The 20,793-nt window shown below is 61.6% G+C and carries 23 protein-coding genes, 1 tRNA gene and 1 pseudogene; 15 read left to right on the top strand and 10 right to left on the bottom strand.

The genetic code is table 11. From position 1 onward, the window contains the following. Window positions 1-52 precede the first annotated feature (52 nt). Together IEV82_RS16630 and IEV82_RS16625 are read left to right on the top strand one after the other, a co-directional pair. Complete coding sequence (locus IEV82_RS16630) at window positions 53-769, top strand: phosphatase domain-containing protein (RefSeq protein ID WP_188483152.1); 717 nt, start codon at window positions 53-55, stop codon at window positions 767-769. Further along, complete coding sequence (locus IEV82_RS16625) at window positions 766-2,511, top strand: ABC transporter ATP-binding protein (protein WP_229747880.1); 1,746 nt, start codon at window positions 766-768, stop codon at window positions 2,509-2,511. The genes IEV82_RS16630 and IEV82_RS16625 overlap by 4 nt, the downstream gene beginning before the upstream one ends. On the opposite strand, the gene IEV82_RS16620 is transcribed toward IEV82_RS16625, so the two are convergent. After that, complete coding sequence (locus IEV82_RS16620; RefSeq protein ID WP_188483151.1) at window positions 2,508-2,822, bottom strand: arsenate reductase family protein; 315 nt, start codon at window positions 2,820-2,822, stop codon at window positions 2,508-2,510. The two genes, IEV82_RS16625 and IEV82_RS16620, sit on opposite strands and share 4 nt — an antisense overlap. 185 nt (window positions 2,823-3,007) lie before the next feature. On the opposite strand from IEV82_RS16620, the gene IEV82_RS16615 reads away from it, so the two are divergent. Further along, window positions 3,008-3,214, top strand: coding sequence for a cold-shock protein (locus IEV82_RS16615; protein ID WP_188483150.1), 207 nt, complete (start codon window positions 3,008-3,010; stop codon window positions 3,212-3,214). A 4-nt stretch (window positions 3,215-3,218) separates the two neighbouring features. Here the strand turns inward: IEV82_RS16615 and IEV82_RS16610 are convergent, their stop codons facing one another. Continuing rightward, entirely contained in the window at window positions 3,219-4,124 is a 906-nt protein-coding gene (locus tag IEV82_RS16610; RefSeq protein ID WP_188483149.1) for a LysR family transcriptional regulator, read from the bottom strand. Between the two features lie 95 nt (window positions 4,125-4,219). Here IEV82_RS16610 and metF point away from each other — a divergent pair, with 95 nt between their 5' ends. After that, window positions 4,220-5,086: a methylenetetrahydrofolate reductase [NAD(P)H] gene (gene metF / locus IEV82_RS16605; protein WP_188483148.1), complete on the top strand. Its 867-nt coding sequence runs from the start codon at window positions 4,220-4,222 to the stop codon at window positions 5,084-5,086. Here the strand turns inward: metF and bhcR are convergent. After that, on the bottom strand, window positions 5,083-5,910 hold the full coding sequence (gene bhcR / locus IEV82_RS16600) for an HTH-type transcriptional regulator BhcR (RefSeq protein ID WP_188483147.1): 828 nt from the start codon (window positions 5,908-5,910) through the stop codon (window positions 5,083-5,085). The two genes, metF and bhcR, sit on opposite strands and share 4 nt — an antisense overlap. 120 nt (window positions 5,911-6,030) lie before the next feature. Here bhcR and IEV82_RS16595 point away from each other — a divergent pair, with 120 nt between their 5' ends. Further along, window positions 6,031-7,017 carry a type I glyceraldehyde-3-phosphate dehydrogenase gene (locus IEV82_RS16595; protein ID WP_188483146.1) on the top strand — a complete coding sequence of 329 codons (987 nt, stop codon included), beginning with the start codon at window positions 6,031-6,033 and terminating at the stop codon, window positions 7,015-7,017. 90 nt (window positions 7,018-7,107) lie between these two features. Next, the gene (locus tag IEV82_RS16590) at window positions 7,108-9,081 is read left to right on the top strand and encodes an enoyl-CoA hydratase-related protein (RefSeq protein WP_188483145.1); all 1,974 of its coding nucleotides are present in this window, start codon (window positions 7,108-7,110) and stop codon (window positions 9,079-9,081) included. A gap of 2 nt (window positions 9,082-9,083) precedes the next feature. Here the strand turns inward: IEV82_RS16590 and IEV82_RS16585 are convergent, their stop codons facing one another. Then, complete coding sequence (locus tag IEV82_RS16585; RefSeq protein ID WP_188483144.1) at window positions 9,084-9,299, bottom strand: hypothetical protein; 216 nt, start codon at window positions 9,297-9,299, stop codon at window positions 9,084-9,086. Window positions 9,300-9,422: 123 nt separating this feature from the next. Between IEV82_RS16585 and IEV82_RS16580 the strand changes: the two genes are divergently transcribed. The 5 genes from IEV82_RS16580 (at window position 9,423) to IEV82_RS16560 (ending at window position 14,796) form a co-directional block, all read left to right on the top strand. Next, on the top strand, window positions 9,423-9,683 hold the full coding sequence (locus tag IEV82_RS16580; protein ID WP_188483143.1) for a DUF2312 domain-containing protein: 261 nt from the start codon (window positions 9,423-9,425) through the stop codon (window positions 9,681-9,683). A 731-nt stretch (window positions 9,684-10,414) separates the two neighbouring features. After that, on the top strand, window positions 10,415-11,107 hold the full coding sequence (locus tag IEV82_RS16575) for a TetR/AcrR family transcriptional regulator (RefSeq protein ID WP_188483142.1): 693 nt from the start codon (window positions 10,415-10,417) through the stop codon (window positions 11,105-11,107). Window positions 11,108-11,110: 3 nt separating this feature from the next. Next, the gene (locus tag IEV82_RS16570) at window positions 11,111-13,207 is read left to right on the top strand and encodes an alpha/beta hydrolase (RefSeq protein ID WP_188483141.1); all 2,097 of its coding nucleotides are present in this window, start codon (window positions 11,111-11,113) and stop codon (window positions 13,205-13,207) included. A 138-nt stretch (window positions 13,208-13,345) separates the two neighbouring features. Further along, on the top strand, window positions 13,346-13,990 hold the full coding sequence (locus IEV82_RS16565) for a DUF1326 domain-containing protein (RefSeq protein ID WP_188483140.1): 645 nt from the start codon (window positions 13,346-13,348) through the stop codon (window positions 13,988-13,990). Further along, window positions 13,990-14,796: a DUF2182 domain-containing protein gene (locus IEV82_RS16560; RefSeq protein ID WP_229747879.1), complete on the top strand. Its 807-nt coding sequence runs from the start codon at window positions 13,990-13,992 to the stop codon at window positions 14,794-14,796. Before IEV82_RS16565 ends, IEV82_RS16560 begins: the two co-directional genes overlap by 1 nt. Window positions 14,797-14,864: 68 nt before the next feature. Here the strand turns inward: IEV82_RS16560 and IEV82_RS16555 are convergent, their stop codons facing one another. Then, window positions 14,865-15,800: a LysR family transcriptional regulator gene (locus IEV82_RS16555; RefSeq protein WP_188483139.1), complete on the bottom strand. Its 936-nt coding sequence runs from the start codon at window positions 15,798-15,800 to the stop codon at window positions 14,865-14,867. Window positions 15,801-15,937: 137 nt separating this feature from the next. Between IEV82_RS16555 and IEV82_RS16550 the strand changes: the two genes are divergently transcribed. After that, window positions 15,938-16,222: a DUF4242 domain-containing protein gene (locus IEV82_RS16550; RefSeq protein WP_188483138.1), complete on the top strand. Its 285-nt coding sequence runs from the start codon at window positions 15,938-15,940 to the stop codon at window positions 16,220-16,222. 174 nt (window positions 16,223-16,396) lie between these two features. Here IEV82_RS16550 and IEV82_RS16545 read toward each other — a convergent pair whose 3' ends face one another. After that, complete coding sequence (locus IEV82_RS16545) at window positions 16,397-17,308, bottom strand: LysR substrate-binding domain-containing protein (RefSeq protein WP_188483137.1); 912 nt, start codon at window positions 17,306-17,308, stop codon at window positions 16,397-16,399. Between the two features lie 112 nt (window positions 17,309-17,420). Between IEV82_RS16545 and IEV82_RS16540 the strand changes: the two genes are divergently transcribed. Continuing rightward, window positions 17,421-17,960 (top strand): DUF6647 family protein, encoded by a 540-nt coding sequence (locus IEV82_RS16540; RefSeq protein ID WP_188483136.1) that lies wholly within the window; start codon window positions 17,421-17,423, stop codon window positions 17,958-17,960. Window positions 17,961-17,982: 22 nt separating this feature from the next. Here IEV82_RS16540 and IEV82_RS16535 read toward each other — a convergent pair. The 4 genes and pseudogenes from IEV82_RS16535 to IEV82_RS16520 all read right to left on the bottom strand — a co-directional run. Further along, window positions 17,983-18,305, bottom strand: a pseudogene (locus tag IEV82_RS16535) (transposase); the annotation flags it as partial. Further along, entirely contained in the window at window positions 18,302-18,871 is a 570-nt protein-coding gene (locus IEV82_RS16530) for an RNA 2'-phosphotransferase (RefSeq protein WP_188483135.1), read from the bottom strand. The gene IEV82_RS16530 and the pseudogene IEV82_RS16535, both read right to left, overlap by 4 nt. Beyond that, window positions 18,769-19,245 carry a hypothetical protein gene (locus IEV82_RS16525; protein ID WP_188483134.1) on the bottom strand — a complete coding sequence of 159 codons (477 nt, stop codon included), beginning with the start codon at window positions 19,243-19,245 and terminating at the stop codon, window positions 18,769-18,771. The genes IEV82_RS16530 and IEV82_RS16525 overlap by 103 nt, the downstream gene beginning before the upstream one ends. An 86-nt stretch (window positions 19,246-19,331) precedes the next feature. Then, window positions 19,332-20,213: a hypothetical protein gene (locus IEV82_RS16520; protein WP_188483133.1), complete on the bottom strand. Its 882-nt coding sequence runs from the start codon at window positions 20,211-20,213 to the stop codon at window positions 19,332-19,334. A 146-nt stretch (window positions 20,214-20,359) separates the two neighbouring features. Between IEV82_RS16520 and IEV82_RS16515 the strand changes: the two genes are divergently transcribed. Together IEV82_RS16515 and IEV82_RS16510 are read left to right on the top strand one after the other, a co-directional pair. Continuing rightward, a tRNA-Thr gene (locus tag IEV82_RS16515) sits at window positions 20,360-20,435 on the top strand. Window positions 20,436-20,496: 61 nt separating this feature from the next. Further along, window positions 20,497-20,748, top strand: a complete 252-nt coding sequence (locus IEV82_RS16510) for a DUF6538 domain-containing protein (protein ID WP_229747877.1) — start codon at window positions 20,497-20,499, stop codon at window positions 20,746-20,748. Window positions 20,749-20,793: the final 45 nt, after the last annotated feature.

Genomic DNA, 20,793 nt, shown 5'->3' with positions numbered 1-20,793 from the left:
TGCCACCGCGGCCTGCAGTCTCTACATCCGCGCCTGACGCGAAAGGGACCGGATGCTGGGACGACTTTGGACAAAGATCGAAGATGCAGAACGCAAGCTGCGTCGGTCCTTTGGCAAGGACATCACCGATCCGCAGGCGCGGCGCTGGTCGTCCTTTCACTACCACGTGTTCGACCACGCGTTCCTGCGCACCTTCTGGACCAATTTCTTTGAAATCGCACCGGGCGTCTACCGATCGAACCAGCCGACCCATGCGCGGTTCGAGAAATACAAGGCGATGGGCATCAAGACCGTCGTGAACCTGCGCGGTGAAGACAAGTACGCACATTACCTCTTCGAGGTGGAAACCTGCGAGGCCTTGGGCCTGCAGCTCCTGAACGCCAAGCTGCAAGCGCGCAACGCGGTCAGCCGCAAGAAGATCGAGCACGTGATCGACACGCTCCGAATGGCCGAAAAGCCCTTTGTCTTCCATTGCAAATCCGGCGCGGATCGGGCCGGCTTCGTCGCGGCTCTCTACCTGATGGTGTTCGAGAACCAGCCGGTCGAAGTGGCGCGCAAGCAATTGTCGCTGAAATACATCCATCTCGATTTCACCGCGACCGGCGTGCAGGACTACATCCTCGCGGTCTATGCCGCGCGCAATGCCCGCCAGCCCATCGGGTTCGAGGACTGGATCCGCACCGAATACGACGCCACCGCCATTCAGGCGGGGTTTGACGGCAAGACACCCGCCGACAGGCTGACCCTGCCCGCGGCGCTTGTGACGTGACCGAAGCCGCGGTCAATCCGCGGGGCCTGCTGATCTGGGTCTGGCGCGGTTATCTTGCCAAGCACTGGCGGCTGCTGGTCGTGGCAATGGTTTTCATGGCGCTCGAGGGCGGCATGTTCGGTGCGCTGTCCTACATGATGAAGCCGATGTTCGACAATGTGTTCGTCGGCGGCGATGCGGACGCGATTGTCTGGGTCGGGCTGGTGTTTCTGGGCATTTTCGTGACCCGCGCCGTGGCCAGCATTGTGCAGAAAGTGCTTCTGACCCGCATTTCGCAACTGTCGGTGGCCGATATCCGACAGGATCTGCTGGCTCATCTGATGGTGCTCGACACGGCCTATCACCAGACTCATTCTCCGGGCTACCTGATGCAGCGCGTCGAAGGCGATGTGGACGCGATTTCAAAGGTCTGGCGCACGATCATCACGGGCGCTGGACGTGACGTGATCGCGCTGATCTCGCTGTTCGCAGTGGCGATTTCCGTCGATTGGCGCTGGACGGCCATCGCGCTTCTGGGTGCGCCGATCCTGATTGCGCCCTCGCTGTTCCTGCAACGCTATGTCCGCAAGGAAGCCCGCCGCGCCCGTGACGTGGCCGCGAAACTGTCGGTCCGCCTCAACGAGGCATTCCACGGCATCGTTCCGGTCAAGCTCAACGCGCTCGAACGCTACCAATCCGACCGCTATCGGACGCTGACCGAAGAACGCGTGAGCGTTGAAACCCGCAGCGCGCTGGGTCAGGCGACGATTCCGGGGCTGATCGACATCATGGCCGGTCTCGGCTTCATGGGAGTGCTGTTCTACGGCGGCAACGAAATCCTGTCGGGCGAGAAAACAGTGGGCGATTTCATGGCCTTCTTCACCGCTCTTGGCCTGGCCTTCGAACCGCTGCGGCGACTGGGCAACGTCGCGGGCGTCTGGCAGGTGGCGGCTGCCGGGATCGAACGCATCCGGCAGATCCTCGATACCGAACCCGCCCTGCGCAGCCCTGCACAGCCAAAGCCCGCGCCCGCCGATGTGCCTCGGATCGTGCTTGAGAATGTGTCACTAACCTACGGTGATACAGATATTTTGAACGGGTGCAGCTTTACCGCCGAGGCTGGGCAGACCACGGCATTGGTCGGGCCGTCCGGTGCGGGAAAATCCACGATTTTCAACGTCCTGACCCGCCTTGTTGATCCATCACATGGACAAGTCGCCATAGGGGGCGTGCCTGTTACGGAAATGGCGCTTGGCGATCTGCGCGGGCTCTTTTCCGTCGTGTCGCAGGAGGCGCTGCTGTTCGATGACACGGTGCTGGAAAACATCCTGCTCGGTCAGGCCGATGTCTCCAAAGCCGATCTGAACCGCGCGCTCGACGCGGCGCATGTGTCGGATTTCCTGCCTCAACTTTCGGACGGGCTGAACACACCCGTTGGCCCGCGCGGATCGGCCCTGTCGGGGGGCCAGCGGCAACGCGTGGCGATTGCCCGCGCGCTGCTGCGCAACCGGCCCATCCTGCTGCTGGACGAGGCGACCTCCGCGCTCGACACCGGGTCCGAGGCCAAGGTGCAGGCCGCGCTGGAAGAATTGTCCAAGGGCCGCACCACGCTCGTGATCGCGCACCGCCTGTCTACCATTCGCGATGCCCACAAGATCGTCGTGATGGACCGGGGCCGCGTGATCGAAGAGGGCACCCATGACGCATTGCTGGCGCGTTCGGGCACCTATGCCGCGCTGCACCAGATGCAGATGCGCGACTAGGCCGACAGCGCTGCCTGCGTATCCGCACCCCAGCCCAGGTAAAGCGCCTCACCATCCGCGATCAGCGGGCGTTTCATCAGCTTGGGATGTGCGATCAGCAGCGCCTTGGGGTCATTTTCCCGCTCTGCCGCATCCAGACCGCGCCATGTCGTGGACTTGGTGTTGAGGATTTTGTCACCAAACTGCGCCAATGCGCGGTCCAGCACGGCATCCGGCACCGGCGTGACCGACACATCCACCAATTCAACGTTTGGTAACGCTTTCAAGGCCTTGCGGCACGTATCGCAGTTTTTCAGTCCATAGAGGATCATATCGTCTTTCCTTTGCCAGCGTGCCGCGTCCCCGGCCATCGCCCTAAAATATACACCACAGACTTGTCTTTGGGTTCGGAAGGTCAATCTTTTATTGTCTGGACGGGTGTTGCAGATCGCACCCCCGGCCACACCTGAAGCGGCCCGCAGAGGCCATACATGACGACAGAAGGAGACACGGGATCATGCCGAACGGTACCGTGAAATGGTTCAACGCCACCAAGGGTTATGGTTTCATTTCCCCCGAAGACGGCGGCAAGGATGTGTTCGTTCACATTTCTGCCGTGCAGCAATCCGGGATGGACAGCCTCAGCGACAACCAGAAGGTCAGTTTCGACATGACCGAAGGGCGCGATGGCCGGATGATGGCATCGAACATCACCGCTCAATAGCCGCTCAGGCCGATTGCAGCCGCTGCGCCTCTTGCCGCGCCAGCCGGATCAATTCGGCAACGAAAGGCTTCTCTGTGTCCACTGTGCGCGTGGCGGCATAAAGCCGTCGCGTCACGCCTGACGCGGTCAACGGTCGGGTCACGTAGTCCGAACTGTACTTGACCTCGCGCACCACCCAGTCGGGCAGGACCGAGACGCCCCGGTTGGACGCGACCAGAAGCAGGATCACTGCCGTCAGTTCCACCTGCCGGACAGCAGCCGGCTCGACCTTGGCCGGGATCAGCAACTGGCTGAACACATCCAGCCGCGACCGTTCCACCGGGTAGGTGATCAGCGTCTGCCCCCGGAAATCCTCGGCATCCACATAGGGTTTTCCGGCCAGAGGATGCGCCGCAGAAGCGACGAAAACCGCATTGTAATCAAAGAGCTCCGTGAAAGTGACGCCGGGAATATCCTCGGGGTCGGACGACACGACCAGATCCACATCTTCCTTCTGCAGCGCGGGAAGCGCGTCAAAGGCCAGACCGGGACGGATATCCACGTCCACATCCGGCCATGTCTTGCGGAATGCCTCCAGCACCGGAAAAAGCCATTCGAAACAGGCGTGGCATTCAATGGCGATGTGCATCCGCCCGGTCGATCCGCCGCGCAGCCCCTCGAATTCCGCCGCCAGCGCCTCGACCTGCGGCAGCACCTGATTGGCCAGCCGCAAGAGCCGCATCCCCGCCGCCGACAGCCGCATCGGCTTTGACCGCCGCACAAACAGCTCGACCCCCGCCTGATCCTCCAGCGCCTTGATCTGGTGGCTGAGCGCGGATTGCGTGATGTTCAACTGATCCGCAGCCTTGGCCACGCCGCCGTAGTCATGGATGGCCTTGACGGTCCGAAGGTGACGAAACTCGATGTGCATTATCAACTGGTCTCATGTTGAAGATTAGATTTATGAGTTTGTCTCACAATGCATCACATGCGACAAGAGGTTCAACGCCATCAAGGATCATGACGATGACAACTCCGTCCGTATCATTCGAATTCTTTCCGCCCCAGTCGCTCGAGGCCTCGTTCCGCCTGTGGGACACCGTTCAGGTGCTTGCCCCGCTTCAGCCGCGTTTCGTGTCGGTGACCTACGGCGCAGGCGGCACAACCCGCGACCTGACCCGCGAGGCGGTGGCGACATTGCACAAATCCTCCGGCCTGCCGGTCGCGGCGCATCTGACCTGCGTGAACGCCACCCGCGCGGAAACCCTTGCCATCGCACAGGATTTCGCTGCTGCAGGCGTGACCGACATCGTGGCCCTGCGCGGTGATCCGCCCAAGGGATCGAACGGCTTCGTGCCCCACGCGGATGGTTTTGCGTCAAGCGTCGACCTGATCGAAGGGCTGCGCGAGGCGGGCGATTTCAACATCCGCGTCGGTGCCTATCCCGACACCCATCCCGAGGCAGCGGATGCAACGGCCGATGTGTCCTACCTCAAACGCAAGTTCGATGCAGGCGCGTCCGAAGCGCTGACGCAGTTCTTCTTCGAGGCCGACACGTTCTTCCGCTTCCGCGATGCCTGTGAAAAGGCCGGGATCGACAAGCCGGTCACACCGGGCATCCTGCCGATCGAAAACTGGAAAGGTGCGGCGCGGTTCGCAAAGAAATGCGGCACACAAATCCCGTCCTGGGTGGTCGATGCCTTCGAAAAGGCCGAGCGTGACGGCCGCGAAGACCTGCTCGCCACCGCGATCTGCGCCGAGCTCTGCTCTGACCTGATCGACGGCGGGGTCGATACGCTGCATTTCTACACGCTCAACCGCCCCGAACTGACGCGCGACGTGTGCCATGCGCTTGGCGTCACGCCCAAGCTGAAGCTCAAGAACGTCGCTTAACGCGGCGCTCCCCCCAAGGCGGCGGTCAGTTTGGCCGCCGTATCCCTCACTGCGGCTCCCAGACCCTCGATCCGGTCATCTGGAATGCGCGCAGACGGCCCCGAGATCGACACACCCGCGATGGGTTCGCCATGCATGTCGAACACGGCCGCCGCGATGCAGCGCATCCCGTCGTTTTTCTCTTCGGCATCAAAAGCATATCCCCGCGTCCGGGTCGCCTCCAGATCGGCGGCGAGCGCCTCGGGCGTGACCAGCGTGTGATCGGTAAAGGCGGTCAGCTTGTGCTTGCGGATGATTGCCCCGACTTCCTTGTCGTCCATCTGCGCCAACAGCGCCTTGCCGATCCCCGACGAGTGCATCGGAGACATGGTGCCCGGCGGGAAAAACGCGCGGATGTTGTGATGGGTCTCGACCTGGCTCAGGAACAGAACCAGCCCGTCACGCGACACGCCCAGGTTGGCGGTTTCTTCGGTCTGTTGCATCAAGGACCGCAGGAACGGCCGGGCGCGTTCGACCAGCGATGTGCGCCGCAGGAAGCGCGAGCCGATGTGAAACGCCCCTGCACCGATATGCCAGGTCTGCGCCACGGGATCGAAATCCACCATGCCGCGCCCCTCGAACGTGGACAGCACCCGGTACACCGTCGCGGGCGATTGCTTGAGGTCTTCGGACAGATCGGTCAGGGTAGCTCCGCCCCACTCGCTGAGCCGTTCAAGTATGACGAGCGCGCGATCAAGCGATTTGATCTTGTTCTGCTCGGTTGTATCGCCCCATGAGCGAGGCCGTCCCCGTGCCCGCCGCTCTGGCCCCGTCTCTGCGTTCATGGCTGTTCCCGCGCCCTTTATTGTCTCGATACAAAAAACATTTTTACAATGTGAAAAAATCAGAGTTGAAATGCAAGCGATAACGCTCAGGTTTGGCGTGAACGGATAAAGGACAGTCTCATGCGCATCGTCATCCACGGGTTTGGGCGGATCGGCCGCGTCATCCTGCGGCAGATCCTCACCAATCCGGCCCATACGGATATCGATGTGGTGGCGGTCAATGACCTCGCCCAGCCGGACACCTGCGCGTATCTGTTCAAATATGACAGCGTGTTCGGCCCTCTGCCCGGCGGTGTGACGCTGGAAAACGGACGCCTGCATGCCGGGGGCCGGTCTATTCCGCTGCTGACCGGGGTCAAGATGGCGGAGCTGCCGCTGGACGGCGTCGATCTGCTGCTCGACTGCACCGGTGCCACCAAGGACCGCGCCACAGCCGAGACCGCTCTGACCGCAGGCGCGCGGGCAGTCCTAATCTCGGGTCCTTCCGACATCGCCGACATCACCATCGTCAAGGGGGCCAACGAAGACCGGATCGACGATCATCGCATCGTGTCCAACGCCTCCTGTACCACCAACGCGCTGGCGCCGCTGCTGCGCGATCTGGACGCGAGATACGGACTGATCCAGGGCCACATGACCACGATCCATTGCTACACCGGCAGCCAGCCGATGGTGGACGCACCGCGCGGGCCGGACCTTGCCCGCAACCGCGCGGGCGCCGTCAGCATGGTGCCCACCACCACCAGTGCTGCCAAGCTGATCGACCGCGTCCTGCCCGATCTGGCCGGTCGCGTCACCGGGGCCGCCGTGCGCGTGCCCGCCATCAGCGTGTCGGCGGTGGACCTTGTCGTGCGCCTGACCACGCCACCCAAGGATGCCGCAAACGCGTTGCGCCGCCTGGCGGACGAAAATCCGGTGCTGGGTCTGGTCGAAGACCCCTGCGTGTCTGTGGATCTGCGGGCGCGCACGGAATCGCTGGTGATCGCGCCGAACGAGACGCTGGAAACAGGTGACCAGATCCGCATTTTCGGCTGGTACGACAACGAATGGGGCTTTTCCGCCCGCATGCTGGATGTCGCGCGAATGATGCACAAACGCGGCATGTGACGCGGAATTCTTGCCAGATCGCCGCGTTTGGCCTCTAATGCCCTGCAAAGAACAGGCAGACATGCCGACCCGAGGCCATCGGAGCAGCAGATGGGCGCAGAGACCGACATAACCGTCAGCGACGGCGTTTCGCAGATCGCGCTGACAGCCGGACCATCGGCGCGGCTCACCGTTGCGATGCTGATCGCCATAGGCGCAGCGCTGGATCAACTCGCCCAGGACGACGCGGTTGAGATCATTGTCCTGCGCGGCAAGAGCAATGTCTTTCCCTCGGGCATCACGGTTCCCCGAGGCGGCGGTGACGACCGCGACAACATGCTGACGGACCTCTGCCGCCGGATCGAGAACTATCCCAAACCCGTGATCATCGTCCTGACCGGGGCCGTGGTCGGCGCTGGGGTGGAGCTGGCGCTGGCAGCGCATTACCGGCTGATCCACCGCCTGACCCGGATCGGCTTTCCCAACGCGCGCCTTGGCCTTGTCCCCAGCGCCGGAGCCACGCAGCGCCTTCCCCGCCTGATCGGCGCCCAGGTGGCGCTTGATCTGCTGATCGGTGGCGCGCTCATGCCGGTATCAGCGCCCAGACTCGCCCCGCTGGCGGACATGCTCTTTGACGACGCGCCCAACGACGCGCTCAACCGCTTTGTCACCGACCTGCGCAGCACCGATGCCAGGCCCAGACCCACCGCCGATCTGCGCACAGGCTTTGCCGACGCCAGCGCCTATCAGGCCACCATCCACCGCATGCGCACAGCCATCGACGCCTCCCCCGAAATCGCGCCGCGCAAAATCCTTGCGGCGATCGAGGCGGCCATCCTCCTGCCCATCGACGCCGGGCTCGCCTTCGAAGCGGCCGCCGCCGAGGATTGCGCCGATACTGAACAATCCAAGGCGCTGTCCCACCTCTTTCACGCCGAACAACAGGTCACCGCGCAGATACGGCGCAACGACCTGCCCGACATCTCGGCCATCGGCGTTCTGGGCGGCAGCGCAATCGCCAGCCAGATCGTGCTGGCAGCGATCGAAGCCGGAGTGGCGGTGCGGTGGTTCATCAAGGATCCGGCACAGCAGCGCGATGCGGTGGGCCATGTACGCAGCGTGCTGCAACAGGCGGTCCAGACCGGGCGGATGAACAGCGAACGCGCCCAGCGCGGTCTTCAGACCCTGCGCCACGGCGACGCGCCGGATGTGCTGGAGGATGTGCAGATTGTCCTGCGGGCAACACGGGGCCAACGCGGCGCGCCGGTGCCCGAGGGCATCACCGTGGCGCATTGCCTGCCCGACGCCGATCCGCGCCTGTCGCTGCAATTCGCGGCCCCCGCCGCCACGTCCCGGCTGGTCGAGGTGATCCTCGGCCCGGAGGCCACAGAGGATCACCGGCGCCTCGGCCTAGCCCTTGCCCGGAAGCTGAACAAGCTGGCCGTGGTGCAGACTACCCCCGGCACGGGGCTGCACGACCGGCTGCTCCAGACGCTCTGGCGCGCGGCCGATGCGCTGGTCGATCTGGGGCAATCGCCCTACACCATCGACACCGCCCTGCGAGACTGGGGCATGGTCCACCCGCCGTTTGAACTGGCCGACATGGCCGGTCTCGACGTGGTCTCGCGCCATGCCCGTGCCGACGGTGCGCAGAACTGGTCCGGGCTGCTCTTGCAACTGGGGCGGCAAGGCCGGGCCACCGGGCGCGGGTTCTACCACCACGCAGGCACTGACCCCACGCGCGATGCCGAGATCGAACACAAGATCAACGAACGCCGCGCCCCGCAATCGACTCTTCCCGCGGCTCAGGTCGCACGGCTGGTGATCGGCGCACTGGCCAACGAAGGTGCCAAGGCGCTGCGCGACGGCGTTGTGCCCCGCGCTGCCGAGATCGACGTGCTGTCGGTCTTTGCCCATCTCGTCCCCAACTGGCGCGGCGGCGTGATGCACGCAGCAGCCAAAGGCGGTCTGCTAGGCACCACCCGCGCCATGCACGCGCTGGAGCACCCCGATCACGATCTCTGGACACCGGATCCGGTCTTTGCCGAACTGATCAAATACGGGCGGACATTCGACGATCTGTAGGCTCAGCCGAGGAAGATCCCCACGATCACCAGCATCAGCCCCAGCACCGACACGAAGAGCGACCCGAGGTTGATCGGCATCACCTTTTTGACCTCGTCCCGCAGCGCCTCGTCGCTCAATCCGGCCTTGCGCGACTTGTTGACCCGAAGGATGCAATAGACCAGCCCGCACAATCCCGCCAAGGACAGGGCTGCGCCCGACCAGATCAGTATGTCCATGATGTGCTCCCGTGATGGTCTTTGCCCAAGGGCGCGGTAATTCATCCCCCGCCCTCTGACAAGCCCTTGAAGGCACGCGCCGCCCTCGCTACGACGACGCACAAACCGGACAGGAGACCCAACATGGACGACAGCGCACTCGAAGCCAACTACCGCGTCACCGCTGATGAGCTGCGCCAGTTCATCGAACGGATCGAACGGCTGGACGCGGAAAAGAAAGACATCGCCGAGCAGCAGAAAGAGGTCATGGCCGAAGCAAAGGGCCGTGGTTACGACACCAAGGTCATGCGCAAGGTCATCGCGCTGCGCAAGCGCGAACCCGATGACATCGCCGAGGAAGAAGCGATTCTGGAGATGTACAAAGAGGCTCTGGGGATGAGCTGAATTTACCCTAACATTCTGATATATAAAAAAATAATTCCGGCATCTTGTGATGCCCGAATTTTCTTTTGTGAAGACCCACGAAAAAACGGTGTCAAAGTCGAACAATCCAGCGCTAAGAAGTTACAAGAGGCAGTGAGCCGTGCTTTCTAGCTCCAAAGGCGCACTGACCAGATAACAAATTGTTATTATTGTATTTTTCTTGATTTCAGACGCGCCTTCTCTATGTCAATGACACGATTTTCCTGATTTTTTATATATGTTTCAATAAGTTATCTAATGTCTCGTCTTGTGCCATCGCGTGTGCCAAGCCGTAATTTTCCGTGCCATGCTTCAGTGTGCAAACAACTTTGTTTTGCACACTGAAGGATGATTCGATGGAACAGATTAAATACTTGATATCATTCAATAAATCTTCCATCGCGCCAACACGCCTTTGCCGAAGGTCAAGGGCGTTTTTAGCGACCATTCACTGTTCATATGATCGTCACCTGCGCGAGATTGCCCGACATGTGCTGGGGTGAAGACGCGCGTCGCGCGTTGCTTCTGAGCCCCGGGTTCCGGAAAATTCGCATCCCGGCGGTCAACGCTGGTACGTTGAGCGTCCTGTGAGCGATCGCATCTTCAAATCAAATCGTAGTATTGCAGCTCAGTCCGTCAGGGGGGTGCCAGGCATGCGTGGCCCTACTCCCGACAAGCGCGACCCCTGCGATAGCAGGCTTTGAAAATTTACAATGTTGTGGTATCATTCGTTCGAACGAATTAGAATCATTGTCCACCAATTTGGTGCCTGCGCCAGCTTCGAGAGACTGTTCATGCAAACCGTCGTGCAACATCGTCGAGACCCGAAGGTTGATTTATTGGACGCAGCCAAGCGTGTTCTTATGGCGGAAGGATACGCCGGACTGTCGACCCGGGCGGTTGCAACTGAAGCCGGCACGCAAATGAGTCAGATCCGCTATCATTTCGGATCCAAGAAAGGGATGGTCCTCGCCCTTTTCGAATACATGAACGATGCGTTGATCGCGCGTCAGGCCGAAACCTTTCACCGGACCGACCTTAGCGTTTCGCAAAAATGGGCGCGTGCCTGCGACTATCTGGAGGAGGATCTGGCCTCTGGCTATGTGCGCGTGTTGCAGGAGTTGATGGCGGTGGGCTGGTCCAACCCGGCGGTCGGCGATGCCGTGCGCCGCGCCATCGCGCAATGGCAGGGGCTGATCCTGGAACTGGTCCGCGACGTGGAACGGCAGACTGGCTCGCTTGGCCCCTTCCGCGCCGAGGAAATCGCCACTCTGATCGGCGCGGCCTTCATCGGGTCTGAATCCCTCATCCTGCTGGGCTTTGACGATGCCCAACATCCCATGCGTGCGGCCCTGCGTCGCGTTGGAGACCTGATCGCCCTTGCGGAGACTCAACAGGAGGATTGAAAGATGCGCGCGGCACAGCCCCAAAAAACAGGCCGGATCGACCGCGACGGGGTCGGGTTGTATTACGAGGTCTACGGCGAGGGCGACCGCACGATCCTTTTCGTGCCGACCTGGGCGATCATCCATTCGCGCTGCTGGAAGGCGCAGGTCCCCTATTTTGCGGAACATTTCCGCGTGATCGTGTTTGATCCGCGTGGCAACGGCAAGTCTGATCGCCCCGACGCGCCCGACGCCTACAGCTTCGATGCGGTGATTGAAGATATCACTGCGGTCATGGATGCAACGGGAACAGATGCTGCGACGCTGGTCGGATTTTCGTTCGGCAGCGCGGTGGCTTTCGCCGCGGCCGCCCTATGGCCAGACCGGGTCGATGCAGTGGTGTCCACGGGGGCCTGGGCACCGATTGTACCGCCCTACCCGGAACGCGGCGCCCATTGGGAGGCCGAGGTGGAGGCTCCCGAGGGTTGGCAGAAATACAACCGCCGCCATTGGCGGCGCAACTATGCCGATTTTCTGCGGTTCTTTTTCGACAAGGTCCACAACGAGCTTCATTCGACCAAGCAACAGGACGACGCGCTGGCTTGGGCGCTTGAAGGCGACGGCGAAATGCTTGCCATGACACTGGACAGTCGAGCAGAAGGCGCAGCCCTTATCGACGAGGCGATGTATGCCCGCGTCCAGTGCCCGAGCCTGATCCTGGTCGGTGATGCCGACGCGATAACACCACCCGAATGCTCATATCGCATTGCGCAAATCACCGGAGGGGAATTGCAAATCCGTTCCGGCGGTGGGCATGCCGTCCACGCGAGGTATCCGGCGTGGTTCAACGTGACGATGCGCGATTTTCTCGCCCGACACCTGGGAACCTACGCGCCCGCGCCGAAACCGCGGCCAAGGCGTCAGAAGCGCGCCCTTTACATGTCGTCCCCTATCGGGCTGGGACATGCCCGTCGCGATCTGGCGGTGACGCGGGAGTTGCGCAAACTGCATCCTGATCTTCAGGTAGACTGGCTGGCGCAAGACCCTGTCACGCCGTTTCTTGCCGCAAATGACGAAGCGCTGCACCCGGCAAGCCGCCTGCTCGCCAATGAATCCGCGCATATCGAGGCTGAAGCCGGCGAGCACGACCTGAACGCCTTTCAGGCGATCCGCAACATGGACGAAATCCTTATCAAGAACTTCATGGTCTTCCAGGATATTCTGGAAGCGGACCGCTACGACCTCGTGATCGCCGACGAGGCCTGGGACGTCGATCACTACTGGCACGAACATCCCGACCTCAAACGCAGCCAGATCGCCTGGTTCACCGATTTCGTAGGCTGGGTGCCGTTCGCCGGGAACGGCCCGCGCGAGGCGTTCCTGACCAGAGACTACAATGCCGAAATGATCGGGCATGTCGAACGGAACCCGCTGGTGCGGGACCGTGCGATCTTCGTGGGTGGGAAGGAAGATATTGCCGATCTGACCTTCGGCGACGGCCTGCCGCACATGCGTGACTGGGTCCCTCGGCACTACGAGTTTTCCGACTACATCATAGGCACGCACCCCGCCGACTTTGGCGCGCGCGCCGACCTGCGCGCCGAGTTCGGCTATGACGATGGCCGCAAGACCTGCATTGTCGCCGTGGGCGGGTCAGGCGTCGGGGCGCAGTTGATCCGGCGGATTCTGGCCGCTTATCCGTTTGCCCGCGCCCGCATCCCCGAGTTGCGCATGATCGTCGTCACCGGCCCCCGGCTCGACCCCGCCGGTTTCGACTGGCCCGAGGGGGTGGAGGCGCGCGCCTTCGTGCCGGACCTCGACCGCCATCTGGCCGCCTGCGACCTCGCACTGGTGCAGGGGGGCTTGACCACCTGCATGGAACTGGCCGCCGCCGGCACCCCGTTCCTCTATTTTCCGCTGCGCAATCACTTCGAACAAAACTTCCATGTCGCCGCCCGGCTCGACCGCTACAACGCTGGCCGTCGCATGAGTTATGCCGAGAGCAGCCCCGAGCGGATTGCCGAGGCGATGCAGGATGAACTGCTCAACCCCCGCATCCCGCACCCGGTCGCGCGGGACGGTGCCGCCCGCGCAGCCTCGATGCTGGGGGAGCTGTTGTGAACTGTCAGGACACTTCCTGCGGCATCGATTTCAGGCTTCTTTCCAGAGCTGAAAACAATGAACAACCCGCGTCAAGCGGGCAAAGAAGACGACACCGACGAAGCATTTCAACATCACAAAATTTAGGAGGAACACGAGATGACACCTTGGGAAATTCACGGTCTGGAACTGGCCAATTGCAACTGCAATTTCGGCTGCCCCTGTCAGTTCGGTGTCCTGCCGAACCGCGGAAATTGCGAGGCGGCCATCGTTTTTGACATCGAGAGCGGCCATCACGGAGACACCGGCCTGGCAGGTCTGCGCGCAGCCGGGATCTATCATTGGCCCGGCGCGATCCACGAGGGCAACGGCCAGATGCAACTGGTGATCGATACCGCCGCGACCGAGGCGCAGGCCGCCGCGCTGGAGCGGATCATGACCGGGCAGGACACCGACGAGATGAAGACGATGTGGTTCGTCTATGCAAAGATGAGCCCGACGAAGTATCCTACCCTGCGAAAGCCCATCGACCTCACACTCGACATGGATGCGCGTACCGGCCGGATCAGGATCGATGGCATCGCCGACATCGATGTGCAGCCCGTTCCCAATATCGTCACCGGCGAACCGCACCGTGCGCTCCTGAAGCTGCCCAATGGGTTCGAGTTCCGCGAGGCTGAAGTCGCCAGCGGGCGCACGACATTGACCGGAGGAGAGATCGCCTTCGACCCCCTTGTGGACACCCACACCCATTTTGCACGCCTGCACATGTCCCAGGCCGGGGTGATCGAAGGCGCGGCCTGATGCAGGGCGGCGGCTGGCTGATTGCAGCACTTCGGCAAGATCGGTGGCTGTTTCTGGGTGGCCTCGCCATGATCGAGCTTGCGGCGGTGATCTACACCGTCGCGGGCATCGGCATGGACATGAGCGCGCTCGACATGACGCGCATGGCACGCCTGCCGGGTCAACCGATGGAGATGGGGCATGCAATGGCATGGACGCTGCCCTATGCCGCGCTGATGTTCCTGATGTGGTGGATCATGATGATCGCCATGATGGTGCCGAGTGCCGCACCGACGATCCTGCTGCACCACAGCCTGACGCGCAGGCCGGAGGCGCCACAAGAACTCCGGTCAACATGGGCTTTCGTCGCCGGTTATCTGGTGGTTTGGGCGTTCTTTTCTGCCCTCACCGCCACCCTGCAATGGGCGATGCAGCCGCTTGGTCTGATTGCACCCGGAATGATGAGCCTGCGGGGTGGCTGGCTTGCCGGCGCCGTCCTGATCCTTGCCGGGCTTTACCAGTTTACACCGCTCAAACGTGCCTGCCTGAGCCACTGTCAGGCTCCCGCGGTCTTTCTGTCAAACCATTGGCAGCCCGGCGCTCGCGGCGCTTGGTCAATGGGGCTGCGGCACGGAGTTTTCTGCCTTGGCTGCTGCTGGGCACTCATGCTGCTGCTTTTCGTGGGTGGTGTGATGAACCTCTACTGGATTGCAGGGCTGGCACTTCTTGTTGCAGCAGAAAAATTGGCAGTCTTCGGGAAAGCGACAGTGGCCGTCACTGGCGGAATGCTGATCCTGTCCGGCATTGCCGTGCTCCTGCCAACATGAGAAACGATCCAAAAAACGCAATGCCTGTCAGCAAGCATGAAGTCCTTGATACGAAATTGGAGATCGCATCACTCTTGCTTCGGCTTTGCGCCGGCTGTTCTGCTAATCCACTCCTGTGATTCCCGCGCCTGTTCCATCAACCAGTCTGCAAACCGCCGCACCTGTGCCGTCATCCGGGTTTCGTTGCGTAGAAACATCCTGAAGGGTGCCACCTCCGATAGGTGCCGGTCAGCCGGATACACGAGAACGACGTTGCCGGCTTCGATATCCTGTCGGGCAAGGCACAGCCCGCAGATGAGGAACCCCACGTTTTCACGCACTGCTGCCAAAGCCTGTCTCAGATGGCGGTAGTTGACGCCCCGGTCAGCACCTTCGCGCCGCATTCCATGCTGTGCGACCCATTCCGGCCATCCCGGCAGGCAGGACTCTTTCTGATCCGGATCGATATGCAACAACGGCAATCCTTCGAGTTCAAAGTCACGATCCCAATCTCCCAAGCGGCGAAGATTGTCGGGCCCCGTGATCGCGACATGCAGATCACGGAACAGGATGTCGCCCTTGGCATCCTCTGAACGGCTTATGCGAATGTCCGGAGCGCCGAGTCGCACCGGGACATCGCCCTCTCCGTTGATGCAAAAACAGATGTAGGGATGCGCTTCCCGGAAGGCAGGCAAGCGTGGCAACAGCCAGAGTTCGGTCCAGTCGGGATCAGCGACCAGGTGGATTTCAGAGATGCGCTGGAAATCCAGGGTCTCGCTGACCCGGTCCAATGCGGCGAAGGCGCTGCGCAGGTCTGGCAGTGCATGTTCGAGCGCGGGCGTCGGATGCAGCCCTGACCGTCCGCGCAGCAACAGGTCAGTTCCCAGATAATCCTCCAACGCGCGAATGCGTTGCCCGGCTGCTGCGGGTGTGATCGCCAATTCCTCGGCCGCACGCCGGATCGAACCGTGACGAACCGCAAGTTCAAGCGCCTGAAGGGCGCGGAGGTGCTGGGTTCCAGCCATTGCTAAAGATTACCTTAAGTCAGCATCAAATTCATCTGTTTTGCGAAGGTCAGGTTTTCCGATGCAAAGAAAATCTCGTTAGGGAATCCGCGATGTGACGCGCAAGCTTGACGGGTCAGTCACAGGAGGAACCAGACATGGCACAGATGAAACGCTTCATGATCGAAAGAAGCATTCCCGGGATCGGCAGCTTTTCGATGACCGAACTTTGCGGTGCGGCCCGCGCCTCGAACCAGGCGCTGGAAACACTTGGCCCGGACATTCAATGGCAACACAGCTATCTGGCAGGCGACAAGTCGTTCTGCGTCTACCTGGCCAAGGACGAGGATGCCGTGAAGAAACACTCCGAACTCAGCGGCATTCCGGTCTCGTCGATCACCGAGATCCCTCAGATCATCGATCCGTTGACCGCGAACAACTGAAATGTTGCCCGCCGGCACACAGCGGGTGCTGGCGGGGCTTCGATCTCGTCGGTGTGCTGCCGGCTGTTTTCGGAAGACAGACAAACCTTTGGCTATGCGCTTTTCGCGAAACACTCCAACGACCGCCGCCTTGCGGTCTGGTCCGAACTTCCTTGTGCGGCGTCGAAGCTTTATTTATTCGGCCGCTGCCCGGTATCTTTGGGGCAGCACCCCCTCCATCTCCGCCTCGGCCCTGAGCCACTGGCGAAATGCGGTGATCCGCGGCTCGTCGGAGCGGGTCTCCAGGCAAGCCACCGAATAGATCGCCATCGGCAAGGTCACGGCCTCAAAGAGCCGTTCCAGCCGGCCCGACGCCAACGTGCCCCGAACCACCGCATCATAGGCGAGCGACACGCCCTGTCCCTGCTCCACCATCGTCGTCGAAAGCTCGCAATTCGGAAAAGTCGGCCCTTGCGGCAGCTGCACCCCGGCAAGGCCGACCGCGTCGAACCACTGCGGCCACGCATCATCGGTTTCATCGTAGCAAAGCGTCAGCCGCAAGAGGTCCTCGGGACGTGTCACGTTCTCGCGCGCCTTGAGCGCGGGCGAGATTACCGGATAGCGCGTCGACGCCATCAACGGCTCGACCAGAAGACCCGGCCTCGGCTGGTCGGCCCACTGGATCACCACGTCAGCGTCGTTCGTTGCGAAATCCAGGGAAGGTGCCCCGTTCGACACGCGCAGCCGGACGTCCTGCGCGAATTCGAGCCGCGAAAGCCTCGGCACAAGCCAACGCGCGGCAAAGCCCGGAGTAGACAAGACGCGCAGGCGTCGCGGCGCTGCATGGATCGCCTCCGTCTCGTCCAGAAAGCTGTCAAGAAGATGGGTCAGTTTGCCTGCATAAGCCTCGCCCGTCAGTGTCAACGCCAGCCGATTTCCGAAGCGCTCGAAAAGTTGGGTGTCGAGAAACCCCTCAAGTGCCTTGATCTGGTGACTGACGGCCGACGGTGTCAGGCAAAGCTCATCAGCCGCGGCCTTGACCGACATGTGCCGTGCTGCCGCTTCAAAAGCGCGGACGGCTGCGAAGGGGGGTAACTTTCGTCCCATGTCTCTGCCTGAATTCAGTTCATGCGAGGCTGAAAAGCGATCGTTCGGCGCGTATCCATTCGGATTGTAACATCGGACCACGAAATCTCAAAATCCAACGTCGGAGGGTCCCATGCCCCGCATCCGCATTGCCGTGGCGCTCGCCACGGCCCTTGTCGCTCTTTGTCCATCACAACTGCCTGCAGAAACCGAAATCCGGTTCGACCCTGCGCCACAATGGCGCGCCGCTGCAAACATGTCCGCGCTGGTGGACACGCTTGACGACTGGCTTGACGTCAACAGTGACTGGCAGCGACGGAAGACATCCCCACGCATCCGAGTGGTCAGCGAATGGGTTGCAGCAGAGCGACAAGGCACGACATCAAGCTTTCAGAGAGGTCGCCTTCGTGGCCTATATGATCCCGAGCGGCAGGAAATCCTGTTGGTCCAACCGTGGAACGCCCGATCCGCACAGGACGTGAGCGTTCTGCTGCACGAATTGGTGCATCACCGTCAATCGACGCATCACTGGTATTGTCCCGCAGCGCAGGAACTGCCTGCTTACCGGCTTCAGGACGCCTGGCTCGCTGAACGGGGCCTGGACGCAGAGGTCAACTGGGTGGCTGTCGTTCTCGACGCAGGCTGTACCCCGCGCGACATTCATCCGGACTGATCAGTTGGATCAGTCGATTTGAGAAGGTCGTCTGAATGGCCAGGGTCTTTTGCCTGCGGCACAGGGTGGACAAGTCAGGAGCCGGCCAGTCCAGCCCCGCCAGCTTCAGCAGGCTCGCCACCCGCCCGGCGGTCTGTCGCAAGGGAGGGTTGAACAGCACTTTGGTTGACAGGCAGAACTGGAGGGCCGCATCGGAAAAGCCGGCGGATGTCCGGGCCGGCCGTCACGCGGCGCGCCAGGTCATGTCCTTGTCGACCAAATCAGCCGAGACCCCCGCTTGCGCAGCGATGCGTTGCAACTGGGCCCGTTCGTCATACGATAGCAGGCGGGAGATGGTTTGCTCATGGAGTGCGTCTTACCGCATGGATTCGCGAAGTGACCGCTCCGTCGTCAGACTTTTGCAACAACGCCCGTAATGGGTCATCGACGCGCACCCAGCCCTGTGGATCGAGCTTGAGGCCAAGCGCCTCCGGTTCATGCCGAAGGATACGGGCGAGGGACTTACAGTAGCGGCTCAGTGTACTTGGTTTTTCCCGCCTGTGCTGTTTGGCAACAGCCCTCGTTGCTTCGAGTTCGAATGCAGGCCGTTCACAAGCTTCGTCAACTGAACAAACAGGCAAATTCTCTAAGTATCTGTTTTTGCTTGTAGCGTGGGCTGCGGCAAACCTCAATATCACATGGAGCAGAGGTTCTTGAGATGTACAAGGAAGCGCTCGGCATGAACTGAGCGACCCGGCGGCGCATCGCTTCAGGTGTGCCGCCACTCCAATTCCGGGCCTGGCGTGGGTCCGGCGGTGCCAGATCGCGCTCAGTCGCCCAGCAGCCCGCCGAACACCCCCCCGAACGTGTCGCGCAGGGCGTACAAGACGCCCACGAGCACCACCCCGCCGACAATCATCCCGATTGTCCATGCAAAGAATTGCACCGCCATCGCAAGGCCGCCCAGCGCAATGCCCGACATCGCGGCGCGCTTCTGTTCGTGCCGGACAAACGCGGCAACGCCGATCAGGATGGCGAACCCCGACAGCACACCCACAGCAATCTCCAGATATTTGTCGATGGTCCACGGCACCGCGACCGGTGCAGGTTGCTCCTGCCCCGCCACCGACCGCGCTGCTGCCTTGGCAATGTCGGCCGCAAGCTCCCCCAGCGTGACGCCCGCAGCCTGTTGCGGCGCAAACGGCCCCGCCCAGAAGGTGACAAGCGTCAAGACAAGCGCTGCCGCGCCAACGGCAAAGCCGATCCAGCCAAAGGTTGCGTCTTGTGTCGGTGCCGTTTCAGCCATGTCTGACCCTCCGGTTGCGTCGTCCCCCGGTTAATCCACCTCTTTGGCCTAAGTTGGGCACAAATGTGCAGCCCTGCCCGCGCGGTTCAGGGCGCGATCAGCGTGACGCCGGGAATCCGGCCCAGATCGAACAGGTCTTCCTCGTATTGCTCGGTCAGATCCTGCACCAGATGCGCATCCCAACCGGGCAGATCGAACACGTCATCCACTTTCGACGCATCGGCGTATTTGTCGAGAAACGCCACCATCACGCGTCGGATTTGCACCTCGGTCAGCTCAGGCTTTTCGGCCAGGTAGGCGCGGAACCGGGTCATGCCCTCCTGCGAGGTGATGTCGGCCATGCGGGAATAGGCTCCGATGATCGGATAGGTCGGTTCGACCCCGGCGAATTCGCGGATCAGCTCGCCCCAGATCAGCGGACTGTCCTCGTCACACCACACCGTCACCGGCACACCGGGCAGCGCCGCCGTGATCCGTGCGATCAGGTCCGACCAGCGGATCTGCGCCGGATCAAGCCCGTGCAGAAGCTGCGCGATATCGCCATGCGGCGTCGCCTTGAGAAGCGCCGGCAAAAAACTCGCCGGATTGCGAAGCCCGATGAAGACCTCGAAAGAATCCTGCATGAAAATATTGCGCAGGGTCCGCAGGCGCTGTTCCGCCTTGCGATAGACCGCCCCCCCCTGGAATGCGATCTTTGGCACCGAAAACAGATGCTCATGCGACAGGATCAACCGGTCAACATGCCCCGTCGCATCGTCGAGGATGCTGTCGAGCAGGATCTCCCGCGTGTCGGGCGCAGGCGGCGCATCCCCCAGCGTGTTCAGCATCTCCGAAATCAGCTGCCGGTACTTGCCTGGTCCGGGAATCGCGACCCCCTCACCGCGCAGCGCCTCGCGGTTGCGCAACAATGTCTTGAACAGCCGGTCGCTGTCGGTCTCGTGAAGGCCCGTGTGAAGGACAAGCTGCATGTGTTTTCAATGGTCTCGCTGTCTGGCTGCAGTATACGCCCGCTCCCGCCGATGGAAACCGTGTTTGAGCGCCGGTTGCAATTCGCAAATTTTCCCCAGATTGCCTCTTGCACAGCCGCGCGACACTCAGTAATCACGCCTCCGGAGCCCCTATAGCTCAGCTGGTAGAGCAACTGATTTGTAATCAGTAGGTCCGCGGTTCGAGTCCGTGTGGGGGCACCATTTCTTCAGTTAACCCATTGGTATCACTCCAGCTTTTAGCCACTGCTAGGAGCCGTAGACCATGTCGGAGACCATTTCACGCCCGTTCACTTTCACCAAAGACGGGGTTTTCTACTTCAGCCGACGCATCCCGAAAGAGCTGAAGCACCACTATTCCTCCCCTCGGATCGCATATTCTCTGCGCACCAAATCACCTAAGGTAGCTGAAGCGCGGGCAAGAAAAGCTGCTGAACAGCTCGACGAGTACTGGTATCTGTTGCGTTCCCGTGACGCTGACCCTGACGCCGCAGGATCTTTCGACGGGGTGCAATGAGTGGTCTCGAGGACGTCCGATGACGTGCCTCCAGATTAGGCAACT

This window comes from Marivita lacus (genome assembly GCF_014637725.1).
Lineage (GTDB): Bacteria > Pseudomonadota > Alphaproteobacteria > Rhodobacterales > Rhodobacteraceae > Marivita > Marivita lacus.
This window is presented reverse-complemented; position numbering and strand designations above follow the sequence as displayed.